The organism is Clostridium simiarum (assembly GCF_018919175.1).
Classification (GTDB): Bacteria; Bacillota; Clostridia; order Clostridiales; family Clostridiaceae; genus Clostridium_L; species Clostridium_L simiarum.
The window spans coordinates 248,397-270,711 of the sequence record NZ_JAHLQL010000005.1 but is presented as its reverse complement, the minus strand read 5'-3'; the positions used below and the strand labels follow the sequence as shown (position 1 = coordinate 270,711).

The window sequence follows — 22,315 nt, the reverse complement described above, 5'->3', positions numbered from 1 at the left end:
AAGGGGGTAAGAACATTATGGATATAAAAACTTTTAAAGAAATAATATTTGAAAGAGCTAAAAAAGAAGGTTTTTCTGATTTTGAAATATATTATAGTAAAGACGAAAATCTTAACATAGGAGTATATAGTGGAGAAATAGATAAGTATAGTGTAAATACTACTATGGGAGTAAGTTTTAGAGGTCTATACAAAGGCAAAATGGGTTATTCCTACACAGAATTAATAGATGAAGAATCTATAGATGCTCTTTTAGAAAGTGCAAAGGAAAGTGCCTTATCTATAGATAATGAAGATAAAGAAATTATATTTGGAGAAAGACAAGATTATGCTAAACTAAATACCTACAATGAAGAATTAGAAAAAGTATCTACAGAAGAAAAAATAAGTTTTATAAAAGCTTTAGAGAATAGGGTGCTAAATTTCAATGAAAAGGTTGAAACTGTAGCAGGTTGTGAATTAGAAGGTTCCACTATAGAATATGGAATAATGAACTCTAAAGATATAGAACTTATGAATAGGAAAAATTTCATAGTATCTTACGTTGTACCAGTAATTAAGCATGAGGAAATAAGATATGATGGATTTAAATTTAAGATAACCCAAGATTTTAAAGAATTAGACATTGAAGAATTTGCAAAAGAAGCTGTAGAAGAAGCTATGTCTAGAGTTGGAGGAGAGTCAGTAAAATCTGGAAACTATAAAATAGCATTAAAAAATGATATTATGGCTGTAATGTTAAGAACTTTTATAAGCGTTTTTAATGCTGAAAATGCACAAAAAGGATTGTCTCTACTAAAAGGAAAAGAAGGAAAAGTTATAGCATCCTCTTTAGTTAATTTGGTTGATAATCCACATTTAGAAGGTGGATTTGCTTCAACTACATTTGATGCAGAGGCTGTAGCAACTTATAATAAGCACATGATTAAAGAGGGTAAGCTAAGCACACTTTTATATAATTTAAAGGCGGCAGATAAAGAAGGAAAGAAAAGCACAGGAAATGCATATAAAGAATCTTTTGCTTCACCAGTAGGCATAGCGCCTACTAACTGCTATATAGAAAAAGGTAAGGGAACCTTTGAAGAGGTGTTAAATCACGTAGGTGAAGGGATATTAATAACTGATCTAGAAGGAACTCACTCTGGAGCTAATGCTATTACAGGAGATTTTTCACTGGCTGCTAAAGGATTCTGGATAAAGGACGGTAAAGAGGCAGAGCCAATAGAGCAAATAACTGTAGCAGGAAACTTCTTTAAATTACTTGAAGATATAGAATATATAGGACAAGATTTAGAATTCACTATACCTATGGGAGCTAATTTTGGATCTCCAACAGTAGTGATAAAATCTCTATCCATAGCTGGGAAATAATTAAGGAAATACACCCCCGGGGGTGTATTTCCTATTTATTTCCCCTTTGGGTTATATTTGATTATCAAATAAATAAGTTAAATGCTATTGATAAAATAAATAATTACTATTTACCAATGATGTTATAATTGAATTAGTATTTTAAATAATTAAAATATTTATTATTAAATATATATGAGGTGAATAAAATGATTTATACAATTGATTGCAAAGGTTTAAAATGTCCTCAACCAGTTATAAATACTAAGAAGTATTTTGACTCTATAGATGAAGGACAAGCAGTGATTATTGTAGATAATGAAGTAGCAAAGAATAATATATCTAAATTTGCAGAAAGCAATGGATATAAATTTGAGGTGAAGGAAGAGGAAGGTTTATATAACATAGCTATAGAAAAAGAACACTGTGATTGTGAAGTTATGTCTTTTGAAAAAAAATTTGTTATAGTAGTAAGTACTGATAAGCTTGGAGAGGGAGATGATACATTAGGGTATAATCTTATGAAGAGCTACATGTATGCTTTATCTGAAAGTGATGATATGCCTTCAGATATTATATTTTTAAATGGTGGTGTTAAACTTACTACAGAGGGTTCAGCTGTTATAGAAAGTCTAAATGCTCTAAAAGATAAGGGAGTAAATATAATGAGTTGTGGAACTTGTCTTGATTTTTACAATATAAAAGATAAGTTACTTATTGGAGATATATCAAATATGTACACTATAGTAGAATTAATGAATAAGGCTGATAATACTATTAAACTGTAATCTTTAGTATGGAAGCAAGATACATGATCTTGTATAAGTCACTTAAGCAGATACCAAAATCTATGATTTGATGGTATTCGTTTACTTTTCGAGTACTATCTGAAGTCATGGAGATAAGTTTCATACTACATTTATAATTTAAAAAGTAAATAAAGAAATAAGATTTATTAAGCTTCTCAATTAAATTTGAGAGGCTTTTTAAATTTTTCTTGTGATTTTATTAAAGCCTATTTTTATATTTCTTATTTTACATTACACTATACATATTCTTATAAGATATAATTAATACATTATAGGTTATAATTAGTATTATAAGCTTAATTTTAGACTAAAGGGGAAGGTATATGAAGCACTTATTTATAATAAATCCTGTAGCTGGAAAGGGAAAGGCAGTTGGCTTTATTCAAGATATAAAAGAGTATTTTGATAAAAGAGATGATTATTTTTTAGAGGTTACAAAAAGGCAAGGTCATGCCGCTGATTTAGTACGCGAATATGTATCTAAAGATACTTATAGGGTATATTCTATAGGGGGAGATGGAACCTTAAATGAAGTATTAAATGGCCTAGTTGGTAGCAATAGTAGCCTTGCTGTTATTCCAGCGGGAAGTGGAAATGATTTTATTAAGAGCATTATCCAAGATGAAAATAAAAACTATGAAAATATACTTGAAAGAACTATAGAAGGAGAGGAACAATTAGTTGATTTAGGATCTATAAACTATAGATATTTTATAAATATATCCTCTGTGGGTTTTGATGCAGCGGTTACAAAAAATGCAAGAAATCTAAAGAAAAAGCCCCTTATAAGTGGAAGCTTGGCTTATCTTTTAAGCATTTTTTCAACTATATATAAATTTAGAGGAATAGATGTGGACATATATATAGATGGAGTGGAAATGAAAAGAAAGGCAATCTTGATTGCTATAGCAAATGGAAAGTACTATGGTGGTGGAATGAAAGTGGCACCAAATGCGGAGATTTCAGATGGAAATTTAGATATTTGTGTGGTTAATAATATGAATAGATTAAGACTTCTAAGACTATTCCCAAAACTTATAGACGGAACTCATGGGGAAGTAGAGGAGGTAGAATTTTTTAAAGGAAAAGATATTTTAATTAAGGGTAAGGAAAACTTTCCTATTAACATAGATGGAGAAATTCTTGAAGATGGTAAGGTACAGGTACAAGTGAGGGAACAATACGTAAAAATAGTTAAACCTAGGGTATAGTTACCTAAGCAGAGAACTAAGAACTACAATCTTCTGTGAATCGTTTAAGCAGATACCCCAAATTATGGTTTGCTGGTAGTGGCTTACTCTTTGAGTACTCATCTGAAGTTATGAAGATGAGTTTCCTAAGCAGAGAACCAAGATCTACGATCTTGTGTGAATCGGTTAAGTGGATACCCAAACCTATGGTTTGCTATAAAAAGTATTACATCAAGTAGTTACAGAATAAAAAGAAATTTCATTAAAACACTTCTAGAAAGAAGTGTTTTTTTAAACAAATAATTACTATAGAATTTATAGAATCACACTAAATAGTATAGTATAATACAAATATGTAATATACTATATATGGTTTACTATAATATTTGGGTGGAGGGGTATCAATGGCCTTTATGTATGAACCGTCAACTAAGGAAGTGACTAAAGACTTAAGATATTTAAATCTGTTAGCTAATCAATATCCTACAATTGCAGCAGCAAGTACTGAAATAATTAATCTTCAGGCAATACTTAATCTTCCAAAGGGTACTGAACATTTTTTAACGGATATACATGGAGAGTACGAGCCTTTTATACACGTGCTTAAAAACGCTTCTGGAGTAATAAAGAGAAAGATTGATGATATATTTGGAAACTCTTTAAGAAGTTCTGAAAAAAAGAGTTTGGCTTCTCTTATATATTATCCAGAGCAAAAGCTAGAGATAATATTAAAAGAAGAGGATAACATCGAAGATTGGTATAGAATAACACTTTATAGGCTTATTGAGATATGTAGATATGCTTCATCAAAGTATACAAGGTCCAAGGTTAGAAAGGCTCTGCCAAAGGATTTTGCTTATATAATAGAAGAGCTACTTCATGAAGAGCCTGGTAGAGTAGATAAACAGGAATACTATAGTGAAATAATTAACACAATAATATGTATTGATAGGGCAAAGGAGTTTATAATAGCTTTGTCTAAATTAATTCAAAGATTAGTTATAGATAGACTTCATATTGTTGGGGATATATATGATAGGGGACCGGGAGCACATATAATACTAGATACGTTAATTGACTACCATGCAGTAGATATTCAATGGGGAAATCATGACATACTTTGGATGGGAGCAGCAGCAGGGTCAGAGGTATGTCTTGCAAATGTACTAAGGATTTCAGCTAGATATGCTAATTTAGATACTGTAGAAGATGGATATGGTATAAATATGCTACCATTGGCTACTTTTGCTCTAGAACATTATAGAAACGATCCTTGTTTACATTTTAAACCTAAATTTGATTGTGAAAATGCTTATAGTTTAAATGAAATAGAACTCATATCAAAAATGCATAAGGCTATAGCTATAATACAGTTCAAATTAGAAAAGGATATAATAGATAGAAGACCGGAGTTTTATATGGAACACAGATTATTATTAAATAATATAAACTATGAAGAAGGTACTATAGAACTTTATGGAAAAACCTATAAACTTACAGATAATAATTTTCCAACCATAGATCCAAAAGATCCATATAAATTAACTCCAGATGAAAGAATTTTAATAGAAAAATTAAAGTCATCATTTATTAATAGTGAGAAACTTCAAAAACATGTAAGTTTTCTTTTTGCAAAGGGAAGTATATACTTAAAGCACAATTCAAATTTATTATTTCATGGATGTATGCCATTGGAAGAAGATGGAAGATTTGCTACGGTTAGATTAAGAGATAAGGAATTTAAGGGAAAAGCACTTTTAGATGAATTTGAAAGACTGGCAAGGGAAGCTTATTTTTATAAGAGCAAATCTTCTGTTAAGCAGTATGGATTAGATGTAATATGGTATTTATGGACAGGTGAATTTTCACCTTTATTTGGTAAGGATAAGATGACTACCTTTGAAAGATACTTTATAGAGGAAGAAGAAACTCATAAGGAACCCAAAAACCCTTATTATAAATACAGGGATGATGAGAATACTTGTAATATTATATTTGAAGAATTTGATTTAGATAAGGTCAATTCTCATATAATAAATGGACATATGCCAGTACAAAAGAAAAATGGAGAAAGTCCAATAAAAGCTAATGGAAAACTTTTAGTTATTGACGGAGGCTTTTCAAGGGCTTATCAAGGCAAAACAGGAATTGCTGGATATACCTTGATATATAATTCCTTTGGACTGCAGCTAGTTTCTCATGAGCCTTTTAAATCCACAGAAGCTGCTATAATAGAAGAAACGGATATACTATCTTCCATGGTAGTATTAGAACAAAATGTAGATAGAAAAACTGTAGGAGATACAGATGTAGGTGAAGAGCTAAAGATGCAAATTAAAGATTTAAAGATGTTACTTTCAGCTTATAGAAAAGGATTAATAAAAGAAAAAAGATAGAGAGAATTTTCTCTCTATCTTTTCCATTCATTAAATAATATATATAAGCCTATAGCTATTAAAATTATTGGGAAGATTATTTTGTAATTCATCCAATAGAATACTTGACTAAATAATTGATTTATTAGTGATATGGTAGAAACTAGAGTCAAGATAAACACTGGAATTAAAAGTCCTCTTTCTCTATTTCCGAACCAGTATAATTGAAATAATCCTACTGCCACGGAAAGAGGGTATAAAGGCCATATATATTGTTTAAGTTGCCAGTTTGTAAGATTTTCTAGTAAAAACAATACACCTAGAGTAGTTAATATTCCACCAGGTACTAGTATGCCTGGATCCTTTCTTGTTTCAAAATATCTTACTTCAAACATTATTCCTGGTATCAATAGAAAAAGAGGCCAAAGATTCTTAAAACTAATAATATCTATAAAGAAAATTCTATTTATTAAAGATCCTAAGCCTATAAGTATTAATACAATACCAAAGGTCATATTACTTTTTTTCATTTATTTCCACTCCTCTGCAAGATTTATTCTATATATAAATTCTATTACATCGCATAGAAATTGTAAAATGATTAAAGTAATAATTATAGTGATAACTATTATGACTACAGTCATAACTTAATAAATTTTAACAATTTATCAAAAAAGTTTTTGAATACTAGATAGTTTTTTTATAAGAGGCACTATCTATTCATATATTCGAAAAAAAAAACAAGGTTTAAAGAATATGTGGATTATTCTGAATTTAACATATAAAATATAATTGTATGGATATTTAAATATTAGGGAATATTTAAAATATTTCAGAAAGGGTGGTTTTTATGATAAGCAATGTAGATATTTCAGAAGCAATGACCATAAAGTTAGATGATGTGCTTCCGGAGATGCCTGAATTTAAAGAAGGCATAAGACGTGCTCCGGACAGAGGATTTACTCTTACGAAGAAACAAACAGAAACAGCCTTAAAAAATGCATTAAGATATATACCAGAAAAATATCATGAGGTTTTAGCTCCAGAATTTATGGAGGAGCTTATGACTAGAGGAAGGATATATGGATATAGATTTAGGCCAGAGGGAAGAATCTATGGTAAATCCATAGATGAATATAAAGGGAACTGTGTAGAAGGAAAAGCTTTTCAAGTTATGATTGATAATAATTTAGATTTTGAAATAGCTCTTTATCCTTATGAGCTTGTAACCTATGGAGAAACAGGACAAGTATGCCAGAATTGGATGCAATATAGATTAATAAAAAAATACCTAGAAGTTATGACAGAAGAACAAACTCTGGTTATAGAATCAGGACACCCATTAGGGCTCTTTAAATCAAAACCAGATGCTCCAAGAGTTATAATAACAAATGCTTTAATGATTGGTATGTTTGATAATAACGAAGACTGGCATTATGCTATGCAAATGGGTGTAGCTAACTATGGACAGATGACTGCTGGAGGTTGGATGTATATAGGACCACAGGGAATAGTTCATGGAACCTTTAATACAATATTGAATGCAGGAAGACAAAAGTTAGGGGTAGGACCAGATGAGGATTTAAGAGGTCATATATTTGTATCCTCTGGGCTTGGAGGAATGAGTGGAGCTCAGCCAAAGGCCATAGAGATAGCTGGTGGAGTAGGTATAGTTGCAGAGGTAGATTATTCTAGAATAGAAACAAGATATAATCAAGGATGGGTTGCAAAGGTATCATCAAACTTAAAAGAAGTATTTACTTTTGCTAAAGAATATATGGATAAAAAAGAGCCTATATCTATAGCTTATCATGGAAATGTTGTAGATTTGCTACAATATGCAGTGGATAATAATTTCCATATAGAATTATTATCAGATCAAACTTCCTGTCATGCAGTTTATGAAGGTGGATATTGTCCTCAAGGAGTAAGCTTTGAAGAAAGAACGAAACTTTTAAAAGAAGACAGGGATAAATTTAAAGAGTTAGCAGATAAGAGTTTAAGGAAACATTATGAACTTATAAAAGTTCTAGTTGATAGAGGGACCTATTTCTTTGATTATGGAAATTCCTTTATGAAGGCTGTTTACGATGCAGGTGTTAAAGAAATAGCTAAAAATGGGGTAGATGAAAAAGATGGATTTATATTCCCTTCATATGTAGAGGATATAATGGGGCCAGAGTTGTTTGATTATGGATATGGACCTTTTAGATGGGTATGTTTAAGTGGAAAACATGAAGATCTTATAAAAACTGATAAGGCAGCTATGGATTGTATAGATCCAAATAGAAGAGCCCAAGATAGAGACAACTATGTATGGATAAGAGATGCAGAAAATAATAAGCTAGTGGTAGGAACAGAAGCAAGAATATTATATCAAGACGCTATGGGAAGAACAAAAATAGCTTTAAGATTCAATGAAATGGTTAGGAAGGGTGAAGTTGGACCTATAATGCTAGGAAGAGACCATCATGATGTAAGTGGAACGGATTCACCTTTTAGAGAGACTTCTAACATAAAAGACGGAAGTAATATAATGGCTGATATGGCAGTTCAATGTTATGCTGGAAATGCCGCTAGAGGAATGAGTCTTATAGCCCTTCATAATGGAGGAGGCGTTGGTATAGGTAAGTCTATAAATGGAGGATTTGGTCTTGTTTTAGATGGTAGTGAGAAAGTAGATAATATAATAAAAACTGCTATGCCCTGGGATGTAATGGGAGGAGTAGCAAGAAGAGCTTGGGCTAGAAATGAAAACTCTATAAGTACAAGTATGGAATATAATAAGATGAAATCAGGAGAAGATCATATAACGTTACCCTTTATACCAAAAGAAGACTTAGTGGAAAATGTTATAGAAAAAGCTTTTAATAAGTTGAATAATTAAGGGTTAAGAGTGAAAATAGCTCTAACTCTTTAATTAAAGAAATAATTTAAATGGACAATATATAAATGTACCAAAGAAAGGATGGACTTTAATATGAGTAATGATAGAAAAATAATTGAGTGTGTTCCAAACTTTAGTGAAGGTAGAGATTTAGAAAAAATAGAAAAAATTATAGGAGCCTTCAGAGGAAAAGAAGGAGTAAAGTTATTGGATTACAGTAGAGACGAAGATCACAATAGATTAGTTGTTACTGTGGTTGGAGAACCAATAGCATTAAAGGATGCAGTATTAGAAGCTATGGGAAAGGCTATAGAAGTTATAGATATGAGAGAACATAAGGGACAGCATCCAAGAATGGGAGCAACAGATGTAGTACCTTTTATTCCTATAAAAAATGTAACTATGGAAGAGGCTATAGATCTTGCAAAACAACTGGCTAAAGAGGTATCAGAAAAGTTTAATCTACCAATTTATTTATATGAAAAGGCTGCTTCACGAGCAGAGAGAGAAAATCTTGCAAAGGTTAGAAAAGGTGAATTTGAGGGAATGAATGAAAAGTTCCAAGATCCTAACTGGAAACCAGACTTTGGTCCAGACAAGGTTCATGAAACTGCTGGAGTTACTGCTATAGGTGCTAGAATGCCATTAGTTGCTTTTAATGTGAACTTAGATACTCCAAATTTAGATATAGCTAGTAGTATAGCAAAAAATGTTAGATTCATAGGAGGAGGATTAAGATTCTGTAAAGCTATGGGCGTTGAACTAAAAGAAAGAGGAATAACTCAAGTATCCATGAATCTTACAGATTATACTAAGACAGCTATATATAGGGCCTTTGAAATGGTTAAAATGGAAGCTAAAAGATATGGTGTAAATGTAGTAGGTAGCGAAGTTATAGGACTCTTACCTATGGAAGCTTTAATTGATACAGCAGTTTATTACATGGGAATAGAAGACTTCTCCTTAGATCAAGTTTTAGAAAATAGATTAATGGAGTAGTAGGAATGAAGGATAAGGTAATAATAAAAAATGCTTCTGAGGTAGTTACGTGTACAGGTTTTAAAGAAAAAAAAGGAGAAGCTATGAAGGATATAGGAGTGATATATAACGCTTCTATAATCATAGAAAATGAAATTATAAAAGCAGTAGGTGCTACAGAAGAGATATTAAAAGATATAGATGAAAGCCAATATGAAGTTATATCTGCAGAGGGAAAAACTATACTTCCTGGATTTGTAGATCCTCATACTCATTTCATATTTGGAGGATATAGAGCAGAAGAGTTTTCGTGGAGATTAAAGGGCGATAGCTATATGTCCATTATGGAAAGAGGTGGAGGTATAGTAAATACAGTAAAGAGTACAAGAGAAGCTACAGAGGAAGAACTTTATGCTTTAGGCAAGGAAAGGCTAAACTCTATGCTTGAATTTGGGGTAACCACTGTGGAAGGAAAAAGCGGTTATGGATTAGATCTAGAAACAGAGTTAAAACAACTAAAGGTTATGGAAAGATTAAATAAGGATCATGAAATTGATGTAGTGTCTACATTCTTAGGAGCCCATGCTACACCAGCAGAATACAAAGGTAGAACAGAAGAGTATGTAGAATTTATAATAAATGAAGTTTTACCTAAGGTTAAGGATAATGCGGAATTTTGTGATGTATTTTGTGAAAAGAATGTATTTTCTATAGAGCAATCAAGACGTATATTAAAAGCTGCTAAAAGCCTTGGCATGAAACTTAAACTTCATGCAGATGAAATAGTTCAATTAGGTGGAGCAGAGCTTTCGGCAGAATTGTCAGCTATTTCAGCGGATCACCTATTGCAGGCTTCCGATGAAGGTATAGGGGCTATGGCAAAAGCAGGAGTGGTAGCAACTTTACTTCCTTGTACTGCTTTTAGCTTAAGAGAATCTTTTGCAAGGGGAAGAGAGATGATAGATAAGGGGTGTGCCGTTGCATTAGCTACAGATTTTAATCCAGGTAGCTGTTTTACTAATTCAATACCTTTATTATTTGCACTTTCTTGTCTTCAAATGAATTTAACTATAGAAGAGTCTATAACTGCTCTTACTATAAATGCGGCAGCAGCTATTCATAGAGCAGAAAGTATAGGCAGTATAGATGTAGGAAAGAAAGCAGATATGGTAATGCTGAAATACCCATCCTATAAGTTTATTCCATATAATATAGGAGTAAATACTGTAGAGAAGGTAATTAAGAAGGGCAGAATAGTTTATAGCAAAGCCTAAATTTAAAAGGATAATCATTAAATTAAATAATAAAAATCCCCACTTTAATAAAAATTAAAGTGGGGATTTTTATATATTTTTATCTCATTGCTAATAGTGTATTAAGGAAACTCATCTTCATGACTTCAGATGAGTACTCGAGGAGTAAGCGACTACCATCAAATCGTAGATTTGGTTACCTGCTTAAGTGATTCACACAAGAGGGGAGATATTGGTTCTGCAGAAATAATTTAAAAGAAATATTTGAAAGTATATAGGTAACATTGGATACTGATTTAAAGATTAAAATTGAGTTATACTATTCAGTAGTAAGTTCATGTTAAGGGGAGAGTTTTTAAATGAGTATAGATGAAAACAAAGAAAAATCTACTAAAAGAATGCAATTTTCATTAGATTTTGATCCTTTTGAAGGATTTAATGTAGATAGAAAAACTGAAATAAGGGAAGAGAATACAGAAGAATTTCATATTTCTTCAGAGCTAATGCAGTGGCCAATAAAACTAAATATTATAAGTCCATGGGCTTTAGCTTTTAAAAAGGATGAGCTACTTATAGCAGCAGATTGCACAGCTTACGCCTATGGCAACTTTCATAAGGACTTTATAAAGGGTAAAACTACATTAATAGCCTGTCCAAAATCAGAGCACAAGGAGGTTTATGAAAGTAAAATAAAAGAAATACTAAGTATAAATCATATAAATGCCATAACACTAGTGCGTATGGAAGTGCCTTGTTGCATGGATATGAAGGAAATAATAGTTAAGGCTATAAATAGAGTAGGTAGAGATATATCCTTTGAAGAAATAGTAATATCTACAGATGGGGAAATAATTACAAAGTAGCATAAGTTTCATTTCAATTAAAGATTTAATTTTACATTGACCTTAAATAAAATATCCCTTGTTAGAAAAAGAATAAAGATTGAAAATTAAGGTATAACATGATTTTCAACCTTTATTTACAAATTCGTAATCCTTTAACCCTTTGTTGCGTATATAATATATATATAATATAATGTAAATATTAGTCTTAGGAATAAATTTACATATATTCCATTATAAATGATATAAATATATGATAAACATTGGGAAGAGGTGAGTATCCTTGCTAGATAACCTATTTAATTTTTTTAATGATATAAAAACAATAAATTTATGGGACAAACTATGGATTAAAAAAATAGAAACTGATGGAAAAGGCTTTATTAAGAGGGTACATGAAAGAAAATTTAGAGAAGGTGAAGTTAAGGAAATAAATAAAGATAATAAGAACAATGTTTTAACTATTAAAGAATATAGATATAATGAAGAAAAGTATTTAGAAAAAGTAGTAAATAAAAATGGAAATGGATCTATAGAATATATTAATGAAATAAGCTATAATGAGGAAAAAAACTTTAAAGAAATAGATAGTAAGGGGTTTGCGGCTAATATAGTACAATTTTGCGAATATGATAGAGAAGGAAAAAAAGTCTGCGACGAAATGATAAGAAGGATAGATATAACTTCTGATAGTGTATTAAGTAAAAGTCAATATTTTTATGATGAAACAGGTAAATTGTCTAAGATTAAACGTTGTGAAGATATAGAACTTGAAGAGCTATTTAGCTATGATGAGGATGAAGATTTGAGGGAAGTTCTTATAAAAGATTCTATAGGAAATGCTATAGGAAGAATACTTTATAATTATAAATGGATAGAATGTAGCTGTAAGGAACATAGTGATACTATAAAAGTAAAGGATAATATAGCATTTCAATTAATAAAAGAGAATAATGAATTTAAGGAAGTTTTTATAGGAGAATTTTTATATGATATAGAGGGCAGAAATATTTGTGAGTACAGACCTATAACTATAAAAGGGAGGTCTGTAAAAAATGGTATAGAAGATTTTAATATATTATTTTTAATGGAAAAGAAGTTTTATGAAGGAAATAAAACATTACCTTGTAAAACCGTGGTACAGGATGAAGAGGGAAATATTCTTCAACAATGCTACTATAATACTAATGGAAGAGCATTGAAGATAGTTACTTATAAAGAAGGAGTTATAGAGGAGACTATAGAGTATTTTTATAAGGACTTTTGAAAGATATAAAGGTCATTATTTCAAATATATTGTTAACACTATTGAATTAAAAACTATATTGTGATAAAATTAAGACAATAATTATAAATTAAATATTTCATTTTAAATTTTGGTGGAGTAGAAGAGAACCAGATTTAAGTAGTTTACTTAAATTTTGTTCTCTTTTTTGTTTTATCATTTGACAAAGAATGGAGGGTTTTCAATGTTTGATGTTATTATTATTGGAGCTGGTGTAGTAGGAGCTTCTATAGGGAGAGAATTAAGCAAATATCAATTAAAAACTTGTATTATAGAAAAAACTGAAGATGTATCCTCAGGAACTACTAAGGCTAATAGTGCTATAATCCATGCAGGTTATGATGCAAAGCCAGATACATTAAAGGGTAAGCTAAATGCTAAAGGAAATGCTATGTTTGATAAACTTGCAGAAGAATTAGATTTTCCATTTAAAAGAAATGGGTCCTTTGTTTTGTGTTTTGAAGAAGAAAGTAAATATAGATTAGAAAATTTGAAAAAGCAGGGTGAAATAAACGGAGTACCAGACATGAGGATATTGTCAAAGGAAGAAATATTAGCAATGGAACCTAATTTATGCGATGAAGTTGTAGCTGCTCTTTATGCTCCTACAGGTGGAATAGTGTGTCCTTATGAGTTAACCATTGCATTATCAGAAAATGCTGCTAAAAATGGAGTGGAGTTTAAATTAAATACAAAGGTAGAAAATATAACTAGCAGTGAAGAAGGATATGTGATCCATACTAATAAGGGAGACATAAATACAAGAGTTGTAATAAATGCTGCTGGTGTTTTCGCAGATGAGATAAACAATATGGTAAGCAAAAATAAATTAGAAATAGTTCCAAGAAGAGGAGAGTACTGCTTATTTGATAAAGCTGCAGGAGATATGATAAAAAGAACTATATTCCAATTACCAAGTAATATGGGTAAGGGAGTGCTAGTAACTCCAACAGTAGATGGAAACCTTTTAGTAGGTCCAAATGCTATAGATATAAATGATAAAGAAGATCTTAATACTTCTAAGGAAGGTCTTGATGATATATTGCAAAAATCCAGAAAAAGTGTTAAAAATATTCCTCTAAATCAAATAATAACAAATTTCTCTGGACTAAGGGCTCATAGCACTACGGATGATTTTATAATAGGAGAAGTAGAGGATGCTAGAGGATTTATAAATGCTGCAGGAATAGAATCCCCAGGACTTTCTAGTGCTCCTGCCATTGCGGAAATGGTAAGCAACATAGTAATAGAAAAACTTAAGCCTTCAATAAATAAGGATTTTAATCCTATAAGGAAATCCATACCGAGATTCAGAGAAATGAATAATGATGAGAGAAGAGAGTTAATAGCTAAGGATCCTAAGTATGGTAAAATAATATGTAGATGTGAACTTGTAACTGAGGGAGAAATAATAGATTCCATAAGAAGACCTCTAGGTGCTACTACTCTTGACGGTGTAAAAAGAAGAACAAGAGCTGGTATGGGTAGATGTCAAAGTGGTTTTTGTTCTAGCAGGGTAGTAGACATTCTATCTAAGGAGCTTAAACGTCCTATAACAGAAATAAAGAAGAATAGAGGAAATTCTAATATATTAGTAGCTGAGAATAAAGAAGGAATCTAAGAGCTTTAATAGGAATATAGAGTGGAGGTTTTAGTAATGCAAGAATTTGACGTAGTTGTAATTGGTGGTGGGCCTGCAGGAATGGCAGCTGCTGTATCTGCAAAGGAAGAAGGAATAGATAACATTTTAATACTTGAAAGAGAAGATCATTTAGGTGGAATATTAAATCAATGCATACATAATGGTTTTGGGCTCCATACTTTTAAAGAGGAACTAACAGGACCTGAGTATGCTCAAAGATTTATAGATAAGATAGAAGAATATAAAATACCTTATAAGTTAAACTCTATGGTAATTGATTTAAACAAAGATAAAGTTATAACAGCAGTAAATCCTGAGGATGGCATAATGGAACTAAAGGCAAAAAGTATAATATTAGCCATGGGATGTAGGGAAAGACCAAGAGGAGCTATAAATATACCAGGAAGTAGATGTGCTGGAATATATACTGCTGGTACAGCACAGAAGTTTGTAAACATAGAAGGATATGTTCCAGGAAAAGAAGTAGTTATACTTGGTTCAGGAGATATTGGGCTTATAATGGCTAGGAGAATGACTTTAGAAGGGGCTAAGGTTAAAGCGGTAGTAGAACTTATGCCTTATTCAAGTGGGCTTAAGAGAAATATTGTTCAATGTCTTGAGGACTTTGATATACCTCTAAAACTTAGTCATACTATCATAGATATAAAGGGAAGAGACAGGGTAGAAGGAGTAACCATAGCTAAAGTTGATGAAAATAGAAGACCTATTAAGGGAAGTGAAGAATATATAGACTGCGATACTCTATTATTATCAGTAGGATTACTTCCAGAAAATGAATTATCAAGGAAAGCTGAAATAAAACTATCTAGTGTTACAGGTGGTCCTGAAGTTGATGAAAGTATGCAAACAGAAACAGAGGGAATATTTGCCTGTGGAAATGTGCTTCATGTTCACGACTTAGTGGATAATGTTACAACAGAGAGCTATAATGCAGGTAAAAATGCTGCTAATTATGTTAATGGAAGCAGATTCAATGGGGATAAAATAGAAATAATGGCTACTGAGGGAGTAAGGTATACAGTGCCTAAATTTGTAAACCCTGACAATATTAAAAAACAATTAGAAGTTAGATTTAGGGTAGGAGAGGTTTATAAAGATTCTTATATAGCTGTGTATTTTGATGGGACTCAAGAAATGCATATTAAAAAGAGAATTCTTACTCCAGGAGAAATGGAAACCGTGAGATTAAACAAAGATATGTTGCTTAAACATAAAGATTGTAAGAAGATCACCATTAAAGTAGAAAGGGAGTAAGAGCCATGACAAAGAGAGAATTAGTGTGTATAGGATGTCCTATGGGATGTATGCTTGAAGTAGAAATAGAAGGAAAAGAAGTCATTAGAGTTACAGGTAACACATGTAAGAAAGGTGAGGAGTACGGTATAAAAGAATGTACAAATCCAACAAGAATAATAACTTCTTCAGTTAAAGTTGAGGAAGGAGATATAGATATGGTGCCTGTAAAGACAGAAAAAGATGTTCCAAAGGGAAAGATACTGGATTGCATAAAGGCATTAAAGGGGTTAAAGGTTATAGCCCCTATAAATATAGGAGATGTAGTGCTAGAAAATATAGCAGGTACAGGGGTTAATGTAATAGCTACACGTAAAATTGATATGAAGTAAAAATAATAATCTATTTATAAATAAAAGGGACTATACTTAGACTTATAGGATAAATTAAGCTAAATATAGTCCCTAAATTTTAATACTGATTTTTTATAAGAATCAAGGAGAATTTTTCTATAAAGTTCTCTATCATAATTTTATGACCCTTTTCTGAGGGGTGAAGACCGTCTATAAAATACTCTTCTTCATTTTCTTTATTCACTATATTTTCAAGGCTCTTATAAAAGTCAACATAATCTATATTATTCTTACTACAAAGCTTTATTATATTTTCCCTGTATGTATAGATTAGGGAGTTTACAAAGGAATAATCTATATAAGAGGACCAAGAAATCTTAGCCATAGAACCTATGATAAAGGGTTGAATTCCTATTATGGGAGTTATATTATTTTCATTACAATCCTTTATTAAAATCTCTATATTAGAAGTTACATTAAATAAATCTCGTCCTAATAGAAAGTCATTGCTTCCAGCCATTATAAAAGCAAAATCAGGCTTTTGACTAATTACATCACTATAAAATCTTGATAAAATACCTGTGGTGGTATCTCCGTTAACTCCTTTATTCATAACCTCAAGGTTACTATTTTCTTTAAATAACTCAATCCATCTATATCTTTTTTCTACACCATAACCAAAGGTCAAGCTGTCACCAATAAAAACAATTTTCACAATTAACCTCCTGTTAATAAATTAATTCTATGTATATAGTACAATTATAATATACACTTATTAAAATAGAAAGGAAATAAGCTATGGATAATAAGATTAAGAAGGACTATATATTGTTAGATGGAGCTATGGGAACTTTATTGAAGGAAAAGGGAATTAAAGACTATAGCCTTATTCCTAAGTTGAATCTTAATAAAGGATCTTTAATTAGAGAAATACACGAAGACTATAGAAAAGCAGGTAGCAATGTGATACTTACTAATAGCTTCTCTCTAAATAGAATAGCTTTAAAGGAAGACTATCATAGCATGAAAGGCATAATAGAAAAATCTGTTTATCTTGCAAAGTTCACTTCCATTGATGGATTAGTGGCTTATGATGTAGGACCTTTAGGAATAAATATGAAAGAGGTAAGTGAGGATTATATATATGAAGTTTATAGAGAAATAGCTAAAATAGTTAAAGAAGTTGATGTGGATATGATATTCATAGAAACAATGTATCAAAGTTCAGAGGTCTTATGTGCATTAAAAGCTTTTGAAGATATAAATAAAGATGTTTTATTAAGTTTTACTTTTAATGAGGATAATAGGTTATATTCAGGAGAATCTGTAGAGGAAATAATAGATATAACAAAGGGTTATAATATAAAAGCTTTAGGATTTAACTGTGTAAATATAGGTGAAAATGCAATGAGTTTGGTAAAGGAATTTAAAAGGTATTCTAAACTACCTATAATAGCTAAACCAAATTTAGGCAAGCCTAAAGATGACAGTGGTAATTTAAGATATGAGGTTTCTATAGAGGAATTTAGCGATAATATGGTTGAGCTTTATAAGGAAGGAGCAAGATACCTAGGTGGATGTTGTGGTACAACTCCTTCACATATAAAAGCTTTAAAGCAGAGTTTATTAAGGCTTTAAAATAGCTTTTTAAAACAGGTTGTACATATAAATGTATTTCCTTTATTGGCAGAGACACCTTCATTTTCTCCTAAAGCTTTTCCACAAATATCACATAGTTTGCCAGACTTTACTTTGGAAGCTTTTGAATTTAAAGATAATGAATGGGTGGATTTTTTATTAGAAGGAGGGGAATACTCTATGGGACTTAATGGGTCTTTCCTTTTACATATTTTATAACCTATATCATAGTGACTTTCTGAAAAAAGCTCTAGTTCAAATCGGGGGTTTTCTGGATCATAGAATTCCTCTATATATAATTTTCTTACTTGAGCATCATTTATTATTAAACCACTTTTTTCTATACCGTCAAATATACTCTTAGTTATATTATTAGTGTCAGGATGACGTTTAGAGCTCTTATAATAAACCTTTAATACTGCTATTAAGGATTCTGTAATAGTTATATTTGGGTTTTGATTCATAGCAGCATATGCAATTTCTTCCTCATATAAAGCATATCTATCGTGATATTTTCCTGAATTATAAGGTAATATAGCTCTTCCTTGAGTATTAAATAACTTAAAATTAGATTTTGAAATAGGAGAGCCTTTTACTATGACTTTAGCATAATGACATGACATAATTATTGCTCCTTTATTAGCATTGACAACTAGTTATTAGTTATATTGTTCAAATATTCAATGCTTTATATTATTTTAGTAGTCCATCATATTTATTTTATCATTGAAAACTTATGTTCTCAAGGTGAACTTATTTCTTAATAAATTATGATTTTTCCAGTGTATAACCAAACTTATTGATTATATAAGTGGTATTAAGTATAATATAATGATGAACGCAGTCTATTTATAGATATTAAGGAAGGTATAATATGGATAATAATGTAAAAATTTTAGCGATAGAAAGTAGTTGTGATGAAACTTCAGCAGCAGTAGTAGTAAATGGTAGAGAAGTTCTTTCAAATATAATTTCTTCACAGATAGATATACATAAAAAATTTGGTGGTGTAGTGCCAGAGGTAGCTTCAAGAAAACATATAGAAGTTATAAATGCCGTAGTGGAAGAGGCTTTAGAGGAGGCAAAGCTTACTTTAAAGGATATAGATGCTATAGGGGTAACTTATGGACCAGGGCTAGTTGGAGCTTTGTTGGTAGGTATGCAGTATGCAAAAGGATTAGCTTATGGAATGAAAAAACCTTTAATAGGAGTAAATCATATTGAAGGACACATAAGTGCTAACTTTATTGAACATAAAGATTTAAAACCTCCTTTCGTGTGCCTTGTAGTATCTGGAGGTCATACCTTTATAGTGTATGTTAAAGATTTTGGAGAGTTTGAGGTTATAGGGCAAACTAGAGATGATGCAGCTGGTGAGGCTTATGATAAGATAGCAAGAGCATTGGGACTAGGATACCCTGGAGGACCTAAGATAGATAAATTAGCTAAAGAAGGAAATGAGAATGCAATAAAGTTTCCAAGAGCTAATTTTCATGATGATACTTTAGATTTTTCTTTTAGTGGTTTAAAATCAGCGGTTTTAAATTATTTAAATAAGATGGAGATGACAGGAAAAGATATAAATAAAGCAGATATAGCAGCTTCTTTCCAAAAGGCTGTAGTAGATGTACTTACGAATAATGTAATTAAAACCTGCAAAATAAAAGAAGTAGATAAGGTAGCTATAGCTGGAGGAGTAGCTGCAAACTCCGCACTAAGAAATAACCTTATAAAAGAAGGAAAAGAAAATGGTATAGAAGTCTTATTTCCAGCACCTATATTATGTACAGATAATGCAGCTATGATAGGTAGCGCGGCATACTTTGAGTTTATGAAAGGAAGAGTAGCTTCTATAGATTTAAATGCAAAACCAAATCTTAAATTAGGAGAAAGATAATTATGAAGTTTTTACCTTATTCTAATAGTTTGCATAAATATAAAGTTAAAAGAGAGGTAAATAAGCTAAAAATATTTGAAATAATATTTGTGGTTTTATTTGTGGTGTTATTTTCTGGTATGTTATATGAAAATATAACTAGCCATAAAATTGCTCTCAACTCTAAAGAAAAAGGAAAGTATGTATCCATTGATGAAAGTAAGATATTCTATGATGTAGTAGGCCATGGAAAGGCTACCATAATATTAGATTCTGATATAGGTGCAGATCATTTAGAGTGGAGTAAGTTTGTAAAAAGTATACCAAAGGAATTTAGGGTTTTTTATTATGACAGAGCTGGTTATGGATTAAGTGAAGCATCTAACAAAGAAAGAACCATGGAAGATGAGGTTAAAAATCTTTCGGATATTTTATATAGAGGAGCAATTAATGGTCCTTATATCTTTGTAGGAAACTCTTATGGTTCTCTTCTAGCAACAAATTTTGCTAAGGCTTATCCAGAACAGGTAATAGGAGTTATGCTTATAGATCCTATCTTAGAGAAGGACTTAATGGTTAAAGAAAACCAAAAGACCTTATCTAAAGAAATAAGGATTAAATCCTCACAAAAGTTTTTTGCTAATGTAGGTTTTGTAAGAATGTTAAATAACTTGAAATTAGTAAACATAAAAAATGACATAACTTCACTACTTACACCAGAAAATGCGGAGGTATTTAATTCTTCTACTGTAAGTAAAAAGTATCTTAAGGCCTATAAGGAAGAACTAAATATTTTAAAAAACTATAATCTAAAGTCTCAAGAAAAAGCATTGCTTGGAGAAAAACCTTTGGTGCTTTTATTAAGTGAAAATAAAGGAGAACAGTATTTAGAAGAGGCCAAGAAATTAGCTGAACTATCATCTAAATCAGAGATAAAGGTTATTTCTAGTGTAAGCAATATACCACTGCAAGGAGAAGATGAAGTGGTATTTCATTTAAGAAATATATTAGAACAAACAGGAAAACTTAAGTAAAAACATAAGTAAGGCTTTTAAGGGATGACTTTGAAAGCCTTTTTTATTATGAATTTTATTCCATTTACACCCTTATTAATCCTGTTTTACAAGGAAACTCAGCTGAATTTAAGAAGAACTTTATATTAAGTAATCCATTCTTATTTTTTTACTTTGACATATAATTGTAACATTTGTGGCTTAATATATATATAAAGGTAAAACAAATAGGAAACAGAGGAGGGGATTTTATATGGATAATAAGTATGAAAATAATTTTAATAATAAAGAAGATAATAATTCAAGAAGTTACGAACCAAATTTTATAATGGTTCCAAAAGAGGATACTTCAAAGAAGGATAAGAATATAGGAGGTGAAAATAAAGGTATGGAATATCAAGATAATAATCCTAAAAAGATTAAGAAAAAAAAGGATAGGAGCATTTTTCCATATATAGCCCTATCTTTAGTATTTGCAATAATAGGTGGACTTTTAGGAGCAGCAGGTGTTCTATATATTGCTCCACAAAGTGATAATTTTAAAAATACAGCCTTATATAGAAGGATTATACAAGAGAAAAATATAAATTATGGACCAACCACTTTAGCTTCAGAAAAAGATGCACTTTCAGCTACAGAAATTATAAACAAAGTTGGACCCGCAGTAGTAGGGGTTACTACAAAGAGCGTTAAAGACTATGGCGTTTTTGGAAATCAGGTAGCAGAAGGGATAGGATCAGGTTTTATAATAAATGAAGAGGGATATGTACTTACAAATTATCATGTTATAAAAGGTGCTCAGGATGTAAAAGTCATATTAAATGATGGTAAGGAAGCCCAAGCAAAGGTTATAAATTATGATGCGGAAAATGATATAGCAGTAGTTAAAATAACAGAAAATATTACAATGCCTGGTATAGCTGAATTAGGAGATTCAGATTCTGTTCAAGCAGGAGAATCTGTAGTTGCTATAGGTAATCCATTAGGAAAAGAGTTTTTAGGAACAGTAACTTCTGGTATAGTAAGTGCTATAAATAGAGCAATAAATATAGGTGGTAAAGACTTAACACTTATTCAAACTGATGCAGCTATAAATCCTGGTAACAGTGGAGGACCTTTATTAAATTCCAGAGGTCAAGTAATAGGAATAAATACCGCCAAGATAAATTCCCAATCTGCAGAAGGTGGAGTAGAGGGTATAGGTTTCTCAATTCCTATAAATCAAGCTAAAAATAAATTAGGAGATTTATCTAAGCCAATATTAAAAATAGGTATTGGTGGTAGAGACTTATCAGAAAAGTTAGCAAAAGAGAATAAATTACCTGCAGGAGTATATGTAATACAAGTTGAAGAGTTTAGTTCAGCAGAAAAAGCGGGCATAAAAACTGGAGATGTAATTATAGGCTTCGATGGTAATAAGGTTACAACAATGGCTGAACTTAATAAATTTAAATCACAAAAGAGTGCAGGAGATAAGGTTAAAGTAGAAGTTTATAGAGAGGGAAAGAATAAAACTTTAGATCTTACACTAGAAGAACAAAAGTAATAAAAAAGACGATTAAGTTCGTCTT

General features: G+C 31.0%; 19 protein-coding genes. 16 read left to right on the top strand and 3 right to left on the bottom strand.

Translation table 11 applies throughout. The features are described 5' to 3' along the window. The first annotated feature begins 17 nt into the window (after positions 1 to 17). The 4 genes from KQI89_RS14415 (at position 18) to KQI89_RS14400 (ending at position 5,744) form a co-directional block, all read left to right on the top strand. Positions 18 to 1,370, top strand: coding sequence for a TldD/PmbA family protein (locus KQI89_RS14415; protein ID WP_216457629.1), 1,353 nt, complete (start codon positions 18 to 20; stop codon positions 1,368 to 1,370). Positions 1,371 to 1,558: 188 nt separating this feature from the next. After that, positions 1,559 to 2,137 carry a sulfurtransferase-like selenium metabolism protein YedF gene (yedF, locus tag KQI89_RS14410; RefSeq protein WP_032120719.1) on the top strand — a complete coding sequence of 193 codons (579 nt, stop codon included), beginning with the start codon at positions 1,559 to 1,561 and terminating at the stop codon, positions 2,135 to 2,137. A 344-nt stretch (positions 2,138 to 2,481) separates the two neighbouring features. Further along, positions 2,482 to 3,369 carry a diacylglycerol/lipid kinase family protein gene (locus KQI89_RS14405; protein WP_216457628.1) on the top strand — a complete coding sequence of 296 codons (888 nt, stop codon included), beginning with the start codon at positions 2,482 to 2,484 and terminating at the stop codon, positions 3,367 to 3,369. A gap of 392 nt (positions 3,370 to 3,761) precedes the next feature. Beyond that, the gene (locus tag KQI89_RS14400) at positions 3,762 to 5,744 is read left to right on the top strand and encodes a fructose-1,6-bisphosphatase (protein ID WP_216457651.1); all 1,983 of its coding nucleotides are present in this window, start codon (positions 3,762 to 3,764) and stop codon (positions 5,742 to 5,744) included. A gap of 14 nt (positions 5,745 to 5,758) precedes the next feature. Here the strand turns inward: KQI89_RS14400 and KQI89_RS14395 are convergent, their stop codons facing one another. Next, positions 5,759 to 6,253, bottom strand: coding sequence for a LiaI-LiaF-like domain-containing protein (locus KQI89_RS14395; protein ID WP_032120722.1), 495 nt, complete (start codon positions 6,251 to 6,253; stop codon positions 5,759 to 5,761). A gap of 320 nt (positions 6,254 to 6,573) precedes the next feature. Between KQI89_RS14395 and KQI89_RS14390 the strand changes: the two genes are divergently transcribed. The 8 genes from KQI89_RS14390 (at position 6,574) to KQI89_RS14355 (ending at position 16,256) form a co-directional block, all read left to right on the top strand. Continuing rightward, complete coding sequence (locus KQI89_RS14390) at positions 6,574 to 8,610, top strand: urocanate hydratase (RefSeq protein ID WP_216457627.1); 2,037 nt, start codon at positions 6,574 to 6,576, stop codon at positions 8,608 to 8,610. A gap of 93 nt (positions 8,611 to 8,703) precedes the next feature. Further along, positions 8,704 to 9,609: a glutamate formimidoyltransferase gene (gene ftcD / locus KQI89_RS14385; RefSeq protein ID WP_216457626.1), complete on the top strand. Its 906-nt coding sequence runs from the start codon at positions 8,704 to 8,706 to the stop codon at positions 9,607 to 9,609. A 5-nt stretch (positions 9,610 to 9,614) separates the two neighbouring features. Continuing rightward, positions 9,615 to 10,862, top strand: coding sequence for an imidazolonepropionase (gene hutI / locus KQI89_RS14380; RefSeq protein WP_216457625.1), 1,248 nt, complete (start codon positions 9,615 to 9,617; stop codon positions 10,860 to 10,862). Between the two features lie 338 nt (positions 10,863 to 11,200). Beyond that, positions 11,201 to 11,704 carry a hypothetical protein gene (locus KQI89_RS14375; RefSeq protein WP_216457624.1) on the top strand — a complete coding sequence of 168 codons (504 nt, stop codon included), beginning with the start codon at positions 11,201 to 11,203 and terminating at the stop codon, positions 11,702 to 11,704. 262 nt (positions 11,705 to 11,966) lie between these two features. After that, entirely contained in the window at positions 11,967 to 12,950 is a 984-nt protein-coding gene (locus tag KQI89_RS14370; RefSeq protein ID WP_216457623.1) for a hypothetical protein, read from the top strand. 202 nt (positions 12,951 to 13,152) lie between these two features. Then, complete coding sequence (locus KQI89_RS14365; RefSeq protein ID WP_216457622.1) at positions 13,153 to 14,589, top strand: NAD(P)/FAD-dependent oxidoreductase; 1,437 nt, start codon at positions 13,153 to 13,155, stop codon at positions 14,587 to 14,589. Between the two features lie 36 nt (positions 14,590 to 14,625). Continuing rightward, positions 14,626 to 15,885, top strand: a complete 1,260-nt coding sequence (locus KQI89_RS14360) for an NAD(P)/FAD-dependent oxidoreductase (protein ID WP_216457621.1) — start codon at positions 14,626 to 14,628, stop codon at positions 15,883 to 15,885. Between the two features lie 5 nt (positions 15,886 to 15,890). Continuing rightward, entirely contained in the window at positions 15,891 to 16,256 is a 366-nt protein-coding gene (locus KQI89_RS14355; RefSeq protein ID WP_216457620.1) for a DUF1667 domain-containing protein, read from the top strand. A gap of 79 nt (positions 16,257 to 16,335) precedes the next feature. On the opposite strand, the gene KQI89_RS14350 is transcribed toward KQI89_RS14355, so the two are convergent. Next, on the bottom strand, positions 16,336 to 16,932 hold the full coding sequence (locus KQI89_RS14350; RefSeq protein ID WP_216457619.1) for a GDSL-type esterase/lipase family protein: 597 nt from the start codon (positions 16,930 to 16,932) through the stop codon (positions 16,336 to 16,338). A gap of 83 nt (positions 16,933 to 17,015) precedes the next feature. On the opposite strand from KQI89_RS14350, the gene KQI89_RS14345 reads away from it, so the two are divergent. Continuing rightward, entirely contained in the window at positions 17,016 to 17,855 is an 840-nt protein-coding gene (locus KQI89_RS14345; protein ID WP_216457618.1) for a homocysteine S-methyltransferase family protein, read from the top strand. On the opposite strand, the gene KQI89_RS14340 is transcribed toward KQI89_RS14345, so the two are convergent. Continuing rightward, positions 17,852 to 18,478: a RusA family crossover junction endodeoxyribonuclease gene (locus tag KQI89_RS14340; RefSeq protein WP_032120732.1), complete on the bottom strand. Its 627-nt coding sequence runs from the start codon at positions 18,476 to 18,478 to the stop codon at positions 17,852 to 17,854. The two genes, KQI89_RS14345 and KQI89_RS14340, sit on opposite strands and share 4 nt — an antisense overlap. 251 nt (positions 18,479 to 18,729) lie before the next feature. Here KQI89_RS14340 and tsaD point away from each other — a divergent pair, with 251 nt between their 5' ends. From tsaD to KQI89_RS14325, 3 genes are all read left to right on the top strand, one after another. Further along, positions 18,730 to 19,752, top strand: coding sequence for a tRNA (adenosine(37)-N6)-threonylcarbamoyltransferase complex transferase subunit TsaD (tsaD, locus tag KQI89_RS14335; protein ID WP_216457617.1), 1,023 nt, complete (start codon positions 18,730 to 18,732; stop codon positions 19,750 to 19,752). Positions 19,753 to 19,754: 2 nt separating this feature from the next. Next, the gene (locus KQI89_RS14330; protein WP_216457616.1) at positions 19,755 to 20,765 is read left to right on the top strand and encodes an alpha/beta fold hydrolase; all 1,011 of its coding nucleotides are present in this window, start codon (positions 19,755 to 19,757) and stop codon (positions 20,763 to 20,765) included. Between the two features lie 232 nt (positions 20,766 to 20,997). Then, entirely contained in the window at positions 20,998 to 22,290 is a 1,293-nt protein-coding gene (locus KQI89_RS14325; protein ID WP_216457615.1) for a S1C family serine protease, read from the top strand. The last annotated feature ends 25 nt before the right edge of the window (positions 22,291 to 22,315 follow it).